General features: G+C 73.0%; 13 protein-coding genes. 6 read left to right on the top strand and 7 right to left on the bottom strand.

Going from position 1 to position 11,420, the window contains the following annotated elements:
• The first annotated feature begins 26 nt into the window (after positions 1 to 26).
• Positions 27 to 563, top strand: a complete 537-nt coding sequence (locus ACOJV9_RS01980) for a PPA1309 family protein (RefSeq protein ID WP_420183494.1) — start codon at positions 27 to 29, stop codon at positions 561 to 563.
• 35 nt (positions 564 to 598) lie between these two features.
• Here the strand turns inward: ACOJV9_RS01980 and ACOJV9_RS01975 are convergent, their stop codons facing one another.
• Positions 599 to 1,735 (bottom strand): YlbL family protein, encoded by a 1,137-nt coding sequence (locus tag ACOJV9_RS01975; protein WP_420183493.1) that lies wholly within the window; start codon positions 1,733 to 1,735, stop codon positions 599 to 601.
• Entirely contained in the window at positions 1,732 to 2,184 is a 453-nt protein-coding gene (locus ACOJV9_RS01970) for a molybdenum cofactor biosynthesis protein MoaE (protein ID WP_420183492.1), read from the bottom strand. Before ACOJV9_RS01970 ends, ACOJV9_RS01975 begins: the two co-directional genes overlap by 4 nt.
• A gap of 89 nt (positions 2,185 to 2,273) precedes the next feature.
• On the opposite strand from ACOJV9_RS01970, the gene ACOJV9_RS01965 reads away from it, so the two are divergent.
• The gene (locus tag ACOJV9_RS01965) at positions 2,274 to 3,698 is read left to right on the top strand and encodes a zinc-dependent metalloprotease (protein WP_420183491.1); all 1,425 of its coding nucleotides are present in this window, start codon (positions 2,274 to 2,276) and stop codon (positions 3,696 to 3,698) included.
• Positions 3,695 to 4,294, top strand: coding sequence for an NUDIX hydrolase (locus ACOJV9_RS01960; protein ID WP_420183490.1), 600 nt, complete (start codon positions 3,695 to 3,697; stop codon positions 4,292 to 4,294). The genes ACOJV9_RS01965 and ACOJV9_RS01960 overlap by 4 nt, the downstream gene beginning before the upstream one ends.
• Before the next feature lie 7 nt (positions 4,295 to 4,301).
• Here the strand turns inward: ACOJV9_RS01960 and ACOJV9_RS01955 are convergent, their stop codons facing one another.
• Entirely contained in the window at positions 4,302 to 4,853 is a 552-nt protein-coding gene (locus tag ACOJV9_RS01955; RefSeq protein ID WP_420183489.1) for a M48 metallopeptidase family protein, read from the bottom strand.
• A gap of 318 nt (positions 4,854 to 5,171) precedes the next feature.
• Here ACOJV9_RS01955 and ACOJV9_RS01950 point away from each other — a divergent pair, with 318 nt between their 5' ends.
• The 3 genes from ACOJV9_RS01950 (at position 5,172) to ACOJV9_RS01940 (ending at position 7,408) form a co-directional block, all read left to right on the top strand.
• Positions 5,172 to 5,333 carry a DUF5679 domain-containing protein gene (locus ACOJV9_RS01950; RefSeq protein WP_009775774.1) on the top strand — a complete coding sequence of 54 codons (162 nt, stop codon included), beginning with the start codon at positions 5,172 to 5,174 and terminating at the stop codon, positions 5,331 to 5,333.
• A 135-nt stretch (positions 5,334 to 5,468) separates the two neighbouring features.
• Positions 5,469 to 6,077, top strand: coding sequence for a TOMM precursor leader peptide-binding protein (locus ACOJV9_RS01945; RefSeq protein ID WP_420183488.1), 609 nt, complete (start codon positions 5,469 to 5,471; stop codon positions 6,075 to 6,077).
• Complete coding sequence (locus tag ACOJV9_RS01940; RefSeq protein WP_420183487.1) at positions 6,074 to 7,408, top strand: ABC1 kinase family protein; 1,335 nt, start codon at positions 6,074 to 6,076, stop codon at positions 7,406 to 7,408. The genes ACOJV9_RS01945 and ACOJV9_RS01940 overlap by 4 nt, the downstream gene beginning before the upstream one ends.
• Positions 7,409 to 7,472: 64 nt before the next feature.
• On the opposite strand, the gene ACOJV9_RS01935 is transcribed toward ACOJV9_RS01940, so the two are convergent.
• The 4 genes from ACOJV9_RS01935 to ACOJV9_RS01920 all read right to left on the bottom strand — a co-directional run bounded on the left by ACOJV9_RS01935 (position 7,473) and on the right by ACOJV9_RS01920 (position 11,378).
• Positions 7,473 to 8,054 (bottom strand): HhH-GPD-type base excision DNA repair protein, encoded by a 582-nt coding sequence (locus ACOJV9_RS01935; protein WP_420183486.1) that lies wholly within the window; start codon positions 8,052 to 8,054, stop codon positions 7,473 to 7,475.
• 345 nt (positions 8,055 to 8,399) lie between these two features.
• Positions 8,400 to 8,687, bottom strand: coding sequence for a WhiB family transcriptional regulator (locus ACOJV9_RS01930; RefSeq protein ID WP_420183485.1), 288 nt, complete (start codon positions 8,685 to 8,687; stop codon positions 8,400 to 8,402).
• A 143-nt stretch (positions 8,688 to 8,830) separates the two neighbouring features.
• On the bottom strand, positions 8,831 to 9,058 hold the full coding sequence (locus tag ACOJV9_RS01925; RefSeq protein ID WP_420183484.1) for a hypothetical protein: 228 nt from the start codon (positions 9,056 to 9,058) through the stop codon (positions 8,831 to 8,833).
• A gap of 139 nt (positions 9,059 to 9,197) precedes the next feature.
• Positions 9,198 to 11,378, bottom strand: a complete 2,181-nt coding sequence (locus ACOJV9_RS01920; protein WP_420183483.1) for an ATP-dependent DNA helicase UvrD2 — start codon at positions 11,376 to 11,378, stop codon at positions 9,198 to 9,200.
• Between the last annotated feature and the right edge of the window lie 42 nt (positions 11,379 to 11,420).

Here is an 11,420-nt window from a genome sequence, read left to right as displayed (position 1 = left end):
CAACTTGTGTGCGGCACGATGGGTGCGTGACGCCCGCCTCGCAGCCCGTGACCGACCCCCTGTCGCTCGCCGCCCTCGACACCGAACGCCACGTCGGGTCGGCCGGCTGGGACCAGCCGCCGCGCCTGTTCGCCCTGGTGCCGACGGCCGAGCTCCTGACCCGGGAGCCCCAGCTCGCCTCCGGGCTCACCGTGTCGGACCAGATCGCCGGCGCCCTCACGGCGATCGAGCAGGAGGACCTGCCCGAGACCGACTCGATCGAGTCCCTGCTCGGCCAGATCGCCTGGCCGGACACCGTCGTCGGCTGCGCCATCGTCGTCGAGCGGCTCGTCGTGCCACCGGAGGCCGAGCGCGACCTGCCCTCCGACCACGACGCGGCCGTGGCGGAGCTCTCCGGGCACCCGGACCGGCGGGACGTGCGGCTGCTCGCCGCCGTCACCCGCGACGGGTCGAGCATCTGCCTGCTCCGCCAGCGCGAGCACGACAGCGACGACCGGGTGGCCACGGGCAGCGACATCGCACCGGGGCTCGTCCAGGCCCTGCGAGCCACCCTCACCGACTGACCTGTCCGGGACGGTCGGCGGGCCGGGCTCGGGCGTCAGTCCGTCGAGCACCCCGGGAGGGTCTCGGCGCGGCCCGCCGCGATCGCCCGGACCGCGCCGAGTGCCTCCGAGAAGGTCGCGATCCGCACGACCGTGAGGCCGTCGGGCACGTGGTCGACGACCTCGTCGCAGTTGTCCGCGGGCGCGAGGAAGAAGTCCGCTCCCCCGTCGCTCGCACCCGCGAGCTTCTGGCGGACTCCCCCGATCGGCCCGACCGACTCGTCCGGCTCAAGGGTGCCGGTACCGGCGATGCGCTTGCCCGCCGTGAGGTCTCCCGGGGTGAGCACGTCGTAGACCGCGAGCCCGAACATCGTCCCGGCCGAGGGCCCTCCGACGCCGCCGGCGGTGATGGTGACGTCCACGGGGAGCTGGTAGTCGCGACCCAGGATGACGCCGACGACGGTGGTGCCGTCGTTGTCGCGGGTCGGGACGGAGAGGGTCCTTTCGGCGCCGTCGCGCCGGACCACGACGGGGATCGGCCGACCCGCCTTCTGCGCCCGGACGGCTCCCTGGACGGCGGCGGCGTCGGGTGTCGCGGTGCCGGCCACGGAGACGAACTCGTCTCCGGCCTCGAGGACTCCGGCGGCGGGCGACCCTTCGGGCAGCTGCGAGACGACCACGCGCTCCGGCACCTCACGCCCCATTTCGCGCAGGGCGATCGCGGCAGCGACCTCCTGCGAGTCCACCATTTCGGCGGCGTTCTCCTGCTCGATCTCCTCGCGGGTCACCGGCTCCGGATAGATCTCCTCGCGGGCGAAGACCTCCCGGTCGTCGCGGATCGCGGCCACGGCCAGGTCGAAGGCGTCGACCTTGACGCCCGGCCCACCGATGACCTGCACCGTGGTGAAGTCGAGCGTGCCCTTGGCGGGATAGGCGGTGGCGCCCTCGACCTTGACGATCGGCTGGCCGTCCAGCTCGCCCAACGTGTTGAAGATGGGGCCCGGCTGCAGGACGACGTAGGGCAGCGGGATGAGCGAGATCCCGGCGACCAGCGCGATGCCGACGAAGAGCAGCGACAGCAGCCCCCCGCTGCGGCGGCTCACCGCGTACCGGTGGGGCCCCTCCTGCCGCGGGGCCGTCCCGGCAGCGTCGTGCACACCACCGCTGTCAGCGGCGGGGTCATGCTCGCTCACGGCAGGCCGACCCACTCGGTCGCTCCGTCACCGAGGTGCTGGTGCTTCCAGATGGGGACCTCGGCCTTGAGGGTGTCGATGAGGTCCCGGCACGAGGCGAAGGCGGCGTCACGGTGCGGGGCCGCCGCTGCCACGACGACGGCCACGTCACCGACCTCGAGGTGGCCGCTGCGGTGCAGGGCGGCCACCCGCACGGCCTCCGAGCGCTGGGCCACGAGCTCGGCGACCTCGGTGAGGCGGGCCAGCGCGGTGGGGTGGACCGAGTAGTCGAGGGAGGACACGTCCTGCCCCCGGTCATGGTCACGCACGACGCCGATGAACACCGTGATCCCGCCGCAGGTCGGGTCCTGCACCGCGGTGATCACCTCGTCGACCGACAGGGGCTGCTCGCGGATCTCCGCGAGCGCAACGGTCCCGGTGGTCGCGGCGGTCGTCGGGTCGTGCTGCACGAGCTTCTCCTCGGAACTATCGCCGGACCATTCGTGGTTGGGTACTGATGAGACCACATCTTCTCACCGCCACCTCCAGGAGTACCGCAGTGACCGATTCCCCCGACCGCCCGGACGAGCCCGAGGACGCCGGCCTCCCGCCGGAGCTGGCGGAGGTCCTCAAGGGTCTGACCGGCGGTCAGGAGCTCGACCCGCAGATGGTCGAGATGATGCGCGGGATGGGGCTGGACCAGGTGGACCCGCAGATGCTGCAGATGGTGGCCGGACAGGTGCAGGCCATGTTCGCGGGCGCTGACGAGAGCGGCTCCGTGGACGTCGCGGCCGCCACCGACATCGCCCGCAAGACCGTGGCGGCCAAGGGTGACCCGAGCATCACCGCCACGACGAGCAACGACACCCGCCAGGCCGTGGACGTCGCGAACCTCTGGCTCGACGCGGTCACGGACGTCGGCCACCCCGGTCTCGTGGGCCGCGCATGGAGCCGGTCGGAGTGGGTCGACGCCACCATGCCCGTGTGGCGCGAGCTCGTCGACCCGATCGCCATCGGCGTCAGCGATGCCATGGGTGCGGCCATCACCAAGCAGCTCGGGGCGCTGGGCGAGGGCGGCCTGCCCGAGGGGCTGGTTCCTCCGGGCACCAACCCGGCTGCGCTCATGGGGCAGATGCAGCCGATGCTGCGGCGCATGCAGGCCTCGATGTTCTCGGTGCAGCTCGGTCAGGCCGTCGGCACGCTCGCCGACGAGGTCCTCACCGGGTGCGAGGTCTCGCTCCCGCTCGTGACCGCTCCCGACGTCGTGCTCATGCCCGAGGCCATCACCGCCTTCGCGGAGGGGCTGGAGATCGACGTGCCTCAGGCGCGCCTGCACCTCGCCGTGCGCGAGAGCGCCCGCACGCGCCTGTTCCACTCCGTGCCGTGGCTCGCCTCGCAGGTCCTGGCGGCCGTGCGTGACTACGCCCGGGACACGACCATCGACACGGACGCCATCGAGGAGGGGCTGCGCTCCATCGACCCCACCGACGCCGAGGCCGTGCAGCAGGCCGTCGCCGGCCGGCTCTTCGCCCCGCAGCAGTCCCCGGCCCAGAAGGCCGCCCTGCTCCGGCTGGAGACCCTGCTCGCCCTCGTCGAGGGATGGGTGGACGTCGTGACCGGCGCTGCCGTGCGAGCTCACCTCCCGCAGGCCGACGCCCTGGGCGAGGCCGTGCGTCGTCGGCGGGCCAGTGGCGGGCCGGCCGAGAAGACCTTCGCCGCCCTCGTCGGCCTCGACCTGCGCCCGCGTCGCCTCCGCGACGCGGCCAACCTCTTCGCCGCCCTCGAGTCGTCGGGTGGAGCGACTGCGCGCGACGCCGTCTGGGCGCATCCCGACGTCGCGCCCGACGCGGCCGACCTCGACGACCCCCTGGGCTATGTGGAGCGACAGGGCTCCACGTCGGCGAGCGACCTCGACGCCGAGCTGGACGCGCTGCTGCGCGGTGAGGCGCCCGGCAACCCGACCGACGGTCCCACGTCCTCGTGAGCCGGGACGTCCGCGCGTCCGTCGGGGACGCGGACGTCGCCGGCGCGTTCGCACACCTGCTCGCCGACGCCCGGTCGACCCTGGAGGGGTGGCAGGCGCCCGACGGACATCAGGAGCGGCTGCGCCTCAGCTACCTCGAGCACCTCCAGGCGCACCCGGACGCCGTCGCCAAGGCCGGTCCGCCGGCGCACCTCACCGCGAGCTGCCTGGTCCTCTCCCCCGGAGCCGACGAGGTGCTCCTCACCCACCACCGGCGGGCACGGAGCTGGTTCCAGTTCGGCGGTCACCTCGAGGTCGGGGACGGCAGCCTCCACGCAGCCGCGACCCGGGAGGCACGGGAGGAGTCCGGGATCGGCAGCGTGAGACCTGCACCGCCGGTCGTCCAGCTCGACCGCCACCCCCTGCAGGGGGACTTCGGGCGCTGCCGGGAGCACCTCGACGTCCGCTTCGCGGCCGTGGTGGAGCGTGACGCGGTCCCGCAGACCAGCCGGGAGTCGCTCGAGGTGGCGTGGTGGCCGGCCGACCGCCTGCCGGAGTCGACGAGGACCGAGCTGGGTGCGCTGCTCGCCGCCGCCCGCCGGGCCCTGTCGCTCTGACAGGACGTCAGGCGGTGACGTCCTCGACGCCCGGCTCCTCGACGTCGTCGTCGGCGATGTCGATCCCCTGGGCCAGCGCCACCCCGTCGAGGAAGCCGCGAGCCCGCTCGAGCCGGGGGTAGGACCGCAGGAGCGTCCAGAAGGCGCGGTTGTGCCCCGCGACGAGCAGGTGCGCCAGCTCGTGGAGGATGACGTAGTCGACGACGTAGGACGGCATGCCGCGCAACCGGTCCGAGAGCCGGATCGAGCCGTCGGCCGGGGTGCAGCTCCCCCAGCGGGAGCGCTGGTTGGACACCCAGCGGATGCTCGTGGGGCGGGCGTGGCCGCCGAGGTAGCGCTGCGACAGGTCGCTCGCCCGCGCCAGCAGGTCCGCGTCGCTCGGACGACGACGCCGTTCGCCCGCCTCCAGCTTCTTGAGCATGCGCGCCACCCAGACGCGCTCCTCCGCGCGGCTCATCGACGCCGGGATGAGCACGACCACCCGTCCGGCCTCACGGCGTGCGCTCACGGTGCGTCGGCGCCGCGTGCTGCGGCGGACCTCGACGTCCTCGGTGCTCACCCGTCCACGGTAGGGCAGGACGCTGACATCACCGAGGAAGGCACGCGGCGGCGCACGGTGAGGAGGGCGGGAGGTGGCAGTCGCGAAGACGGGCGTGGACGGCATACCGGAGTCGGGTCACGGACCACGGGACGAGAGCCGGGGCGCACACGGCGGTGCAAATGGGGCCGGTGTGGCCGATGGGGCTCGGACAGGCATGACCACACCCGTTCGGGCCCCCGTGGGGGACGCGTGGCTGAGCACGAATCCGTGCTCGGGCTGGTCTAGGGTGCAAAGGTCATCGCCGCCCACGAGCGGCACCACGACCAAGGAGTTGCTATGGCTGACGAGACCTACAAGGGCGAGTTCTACTGCGTGAAGTGCAAGGAGAAGCGCGAGGCAGAGGGCAACGTCGTCGTCTCCGACAACGGCCGTCGCATGGCCAAGGGCAAGTGCCCGGTCTGCGGGACCAACCTCAACCGCATCCTCGGCAAGGCCTGAGCGCCCCAGCCCACGTGCCCCGCGGCCCCCGGTGACACCGGGGGCCGCGCCGCGTCCCGGGCCTGTGGACGACCGGGCAGGAGGACGTGGCGGCTGTGCGAGATTTGGCGGACCACACGTCCCCGGGAGGCACCAATGGCCCGACCGGCGATCGTCGTGGACGGCCGGGGTGGCCTTCCCGACGAGATCTGCCGCCAGCTCCGGCTGGCCGCTGCCCGGGTCCACGGCGGGGCCTTCGCCGCCGACGCCGCCGAGTCCCACCTCGCTCACCACCCGCGTGAACGTCCGGCGGCCGTGGTCCTCGTGGCCGGCTCCCGTGTGGCCGTCGAGGCGACCCTCCCCTGGCAGCGGGCCGCTGTCCTCCACCTGCCGGTGACCTGTGACGGGCGGGTCGCGGTCGTCGGGCCGCTGGTCGTCCCCGGCGCCGGTGGATGCTGGCGGTGCCACGCCCTCACCGCGCACGACCTCGACGCCCTGGGCGCGCCGGGCGCCGGGCAGGCCGGCGTCGACCACGTCGCCCTCCCGACCGGCAGCCTCGGGGTGCTCACCGCCGCCGTGACCGCGACCGTCGTCCTCGCGGCGGTGGCCGGAGCGCCGGGTCTCGCCGGCGTCTCGACCGACATCGACGTCACCGGCCCGAGCGTGGTGCACCGGCACTGGGGCAGGCACCCCCTGTGCACCGACTGCTCTCCCGAGGTGGCGCCGTCGAGGCTCCCACGGAGTCAGGACACAATGGCCGGGTGAGTGAGATCCCGAGGCGGTCGCTCAAGCGCACCGCCAAGCTCGTCGGTCTGCCCCTCGGGCACGCCGGGCGCGCCGCCGTGGGACTCGGTCGTCGCGTGGGCGGGGCCCCGGCCGAGGCGATCGCCGCCGAGCTCCAGGCGCGCACCGCGGAGCAGCTGTTCGCCGTGCTCGGCGAGCTCAAGGGTGGAGCGATGAAGTTCGGCCAGGCGCTGTCGGTGATGGAGGCCGCGATGCCGGAGGAGCTGGCGGGGCCCTACCGCGCCACCCTCACCAAGCTGCAGGAGGCCGCACCCCCGATGGCGGTCGACCGGGTGCACGCGATCCTCGCCGAGCAGCTCGGGCCTCGCTGGCGCACGTCGAAGTTCCAGTCCTTCGAGGACGTCCCGGTCGCCGCGGCCTCGATCGGGCAGGTCCACCGGGCGGTCTGGCGCGACGGGCGCGAGGTGGCCGTCAAGATCCAGTACCCCGGCGCCGGCGCTGCGCTGCTCTCCGACATCAACCAGCTCTCCCGCGTCGCCCGCCTGGCAGGCGCGTGGATCCCCGGCATCGCGATGGGGCCGATCCTCGACGAGGTCAAGGCCCGGATGAGCGAGGAGCTCGACTACGACCTCGAGGCACGTCACCAGAAGGTCTTCGCGAGGGCCTTCCGCGACGACGAGGACGTCTTCGTCCCGGACGTGCTCGCCCACGCGTCGCAGGTCATCGTGTCCGAATGGGTCGAGGGGCGGCCGCTGTCGCAGGTCATCTCGCACGGCACGCCGGCCGAGCGCGACGAGGCCGCCCGTCTCTACCTCGAGTTCCTGCTGCGTGGACCCAACCGGGCACGCCTGCTGCACGCCGACCCCCACCCCGGCAACTTCCGCATCACCCCTGACGGGCGCCTCGGCGTCCTCGACTACGGCGCGGTCAACCGCCTGCCCGACGGCATGCCGTCCTCGATGGGCGAGATCATCACCGCCACCCTCGCGGGTGACGCGGCCGCGCTCGGCGAGGTGCTGCGCCGGGCGGGCTTCATCCGGCCGAGGGTCGACGTCTCCGACACCGCGCTCCTGCACTTCATGCGGACCTTCGTCGACCCCCTCGAGCACGAGACCTTCACCTTCAGCCGCAGCTGGCTGCGCTCGGTCTCCGGGACGATCCAGGATCCGCGGCGCGAGGAGTTCCTCGTGAGCCTGCGGTTCAACCTGCCGCCGGACTACCTGCTGATCCACCGGGTGTGGCTGGGCTGCATCGGCGTGCTGTGCCAGGTGGGCGGCACGGTCCCGATGCGCGACCTCATCTTCGCCCACGTGCCCGGCATCGACGAGGACCGGATCCCGCCCGCGACGTGAGCGGACGGCATACGCCGTCTGACCGCCGGGTCTTCGCCGTGGGGCGACAGCGGCGGTCACCGTCTCAGGCCGGCGCCTGCTTCGCCTTCGCCTCGGCCTTGGCCGCCTTCTTGAAGTCCCGGACCTTCTGCAGGGACTCCGCGTCGACGACGTCCGCGACCGACCGGAAGCTGCCCTCCTCCGAGTAGGCGCCCGCGGCCCGCTCCCAGCCCTCGGGTCGGACGCCGAGCTGCTTGGCGAGGAGCGCGACGAAGATCTTGGCCTTCTGCTCGCCGAACCCCGGGAGCGCCGCGACGCGGGCGAACAGCTCGCCGCCGGAGTCGACCCCGGTCCAGATGCGGCTGGCGTCGCCGTCGTACTCGTCGCGCACAACCGTCGCGAGCGCCTGGATGCGGCCCGCCATCGAGCGCCCGTAGCGGTGCACGGCCGGCGGCGTCGCACAGAGGTCCGCGAAGGCCTCCGGCTCGGCTGCCGCGATGGCGCCGACGTCGAGGGTCCCGAACCGCTCGAGCACCTTGGCCGGTCCGGCGAACGCCCGCTCCATGGGGAACTGCTGGTCCAGCAGCATGCCGGTCAGCAGGGCGAACGGGTCCTCGCTGAGCACCTTGTCGGCGGCGGGGTCCTGGGCGATCGTCAACGTGGCCATGCGCCCAGCGTAGATCGGTGCCGGTGCAGGCTCCGGCGAAGGCGGGCCGGTCGGGCGCCGGCCGGGCGCCAGTCGAGCGCCGGTCGGGCGACCGAGGCGTCCCGGACATGCGACGACGCCGCTACCGGCGGGGGGAGCGGCGCCGACTCGGTCGGTCATCGCACGATCATGCGGACCTCGGCGAGCTGTCGCTCTCGCTCGAGGTGGCGCTGCGCCCGACGTTGCGCCTCGTGGGCGTCCCGTTCGTGCGCGGTGCGACGAACCTGCTGCATTCGCCTGCGGTACATGGTTCCTCCACGGATCCAGATGGGTGGTCATGTGGTCATTTGTCGCGGTCGTGATCGGTCATGCTGCGACGGGCTCCTTGCGTGGGCGGCCACGGGGGCGCTTGCGCGGGATGACGACGCCCTGCTCGAAGAGCTCGCCGCCCCAGACGCCCCAAGGCTCCTGGCGCTCGAGGGCACTCGCGAGGCAGGAGACACGGATCGGGCAGGTGCCGCAGAGGGTCTTGGCGAACTCGACGCCCACGGGGGTGTCGGCGAACCAGATCTCGGCGTCGTTCTCCCGACAGGGCACGGAGCTCCCGAGTCGGGCAGTGAGCTCCTGTGCGTCGATGAGGTCGGTCAGCTGCACGGGTGTCACCTCCTTCTCCGCCCAGTCGGGGCGGATCGTGTACTTCGTTCGGTTGTCTGGGAATCTGGGTGGATCGACGGACGCACGAAAAAGGCCGCGGATCCCGGGTGGGTTCCGCGGCCTGAGGGCCAGTCGCTGCTGAGCTACAGCGGCGACGCCGAGGAGGCGACGGAGGGAACACCCGTGGTGGGGACGAAGGCTGCATCGGCGCGGACGCCGGCGCCACGGAGGGCGGCCGTCTGTCCGGCAGCGGGCACAGTGGTCCCCTGGACCGGGACGCGGTTGGGCGAGAGGGTCGGCAGAGCGCCCTGGAGCTCACGCGTGCGGAACGGGACCATGTGGTCCGTTGCGATGCTCTTCATGATGTCCATGCGGCCAACCCTCCTCACTGAAATGGTGCTCTCACGACACGGCTGGCGCCGCGGTGTGAGATCAGGCTAGGGGGTCGCGCAGAACGCGTGCAACGGAATTATCGAGCTGATTTCTCGGAGATCCGCGTCATCCGACGAATCACGTTGCGGCAGAACTGGATCCGTCCGCAGGATTCTTTGCAGAAGTGACCACCGACTCGGGCGTCTCGCCGCTCAGGACGGCGAGGACCTGGCCCGCGTAGAGGTCGAGCTTGCGCTGGCCCACGCCGCTGATCGACGAGAGCGCGGCCAGGTCGGAGGGGGTCTGCTCGGCGATGGCCGTCAGCGTGGCGTCCGTGAAGACGACGTATGCCGGCACGCTCGCCGACCGCGCGGTGGCCAGCCGCCACTCGCGCAGGCGGTCGAAGGTCGCCTCGTCGTAGGTCGCGGGGCACGACGCGCACCGCCCGACCGTGCGCTCTCCCGCGGTCTCGAGGTCCGCGCCGCAGGTGCGGCACGTGCTGCGGCGACGGACCTTGGGCGCCTTGGTGCCGCCGGCGACACCCCCGACGCGGGAGGACCTCTTGGGCTGGGAGCGGGCGCCCTCACCGAGGATGCTCGCCGTGCCGTCGAGGAAGCGCGACGGGCGCCTCGTGGCCCGGGCACCCGGGGTGCGGGCACCCGACCACGAGAGGACGAGCCGGTCCCGGGCCCGGGTCACCCCGACGTAGAGCAGGCGGCGCTCCTCCTCGATCGCCTCCGGGGTGTCGGCCATGGTGATGGGCAGGTAGCCGTCTGAGCACCCGATGAGGAAGACCGTGCCCCACTCGAGCCCCTTCGCGGCGTGCAGCGAGGCCAGCGTGACGCCCTGCACCGAGGGAGCGTGCTGCGAGGCCATCCGCTCGTCGAGCTCACGGACGAAGGCCGGCATCCGGGCCTCGGCGTCGGCGGCGAAGACGTCGTCGGCGAGGGCGGCCAGCGCGCTCAGCGACTCCCAGCGCTCGCGGGAGGCACCGCCGGCGGCCGGGGCCTCACGGGACCACCCGGCGCCCAGGAGCACGTCGCGCACGAGGTCGGGCAGGGGCACCGACCCGTCGTCGGACCGTGCCGCTCCGCGCATGAGGACGATCGCCTCGCGCACCTCCTTGCGCTGGAAGAAGCGCTCACCGCCGCGGACGAGGTAGGGGATGCCACGCTCGGCGAGCGCGGACTCCACGAGCTCCGACTGGCCGTTGGTGCGGAAGAGGACGGCGACGTCGGCGGGTGCGGTGCCCGCCTCGACGAGGTCGGCGACCTGGGCGGCCACCGCGGCGGCCTCCGCGGGGTCGTCGGGGTGGCTGGTCAGGCTCGGAGCGACGCCTGTGGCCCGTTGCGCCTCGAGCACGACCGAGCCGCTGCGGCGCCCCCCACTCGGAGAACGGAGCACGAGGTTGGCCAGGCCGACGATCTCGGGCGTCGACCGGTAGTTGCGCACCAGCTCCACCTGCCGGGCCGCAGGATGGCGCGACCGGAAGCCGAGGAGGTGCGCCGGGGAGGCTCCGGTGAACGAGTAGATCGTCTGGGCTGGGTCGCCCACGACGCAGATGTCCTGGCGGTCGGCCAGCCAGAGGTCGAGCAGACGCTGCTGGAGGGCGTTGACGTCCTGGTACTCGTCGACGACGAAGCTGCGGTACTGCTCCCGCACCGCGCGGGCCACCGTGTCGTTCTCGTCGAGGATGCCGACGAGGACGAGCAGCACGTCCTCGAAGTCGATGACGCCACGCTCGGCCTTGACGTCCTCGTAGGAGGACAGGACCCGCGACATCGCCGTGAGGTCGAGCCCCGGCGCCTCCCGACCTGCTGCCCGCGCCGCCGCGGGATAGGTCTCGGCGGTCAGCATGCTCACCTTGGCCCACTCGACCTCGGCGGCGAGGTCGCGGATGCCGGTGCGGTCGAAGCGCATCCGCAGGCGGCCCGCGGCCTCGGCGACGGCGCCCGCCTTGTGTGGCATCACCTCCGGCGCGGCGCCCCCGATGGCCTGCGGCCAGAAGTAGTGCAGCTGCCTCAGCGCCGCGGCGTGGAACGTCCGCGCCTGCACCCCACCGACGCCCAGGTCGCGCAGCCTCGTGCGCATCTCGCCCGCGGCCCGGGCGGTGAAGGTGACCGCGAGCGTGCGCTGCGGCTGCTGGGCACCGGACAGGACGGCATACGCGATCCGGTGGGTGATCGCCCGGGTCTTGCCCGTGCCGGCACCGGCGAGCACGACCATCGGCCCGGTCGGGTTGGCCGCGACCTCGCGCTGCTCCGGGTCGAGGCCGTCGAGGACCGCGTCGGCGGAGGGGTGTGCGGGCAACGAGGACATCGGTGAGATCCTAGGTGGAGCGTCCGACCCGCCACCCCCGAC

It is taken from the genome of Knoellia terrae, assembly GCF_048606435.1.
GTDB classification, from domain to species: Bacteria; Actinomycetota; Actinomycetes; order Actinomycetales; family Dermatophilaceae; genus Knoellia; species Knoellia terrae.
The sequence above is the reverse complement of the archived record's forward strand: the minus strand, read 5'-3'. Positions and strand labels throughout refer to the sequence as shown.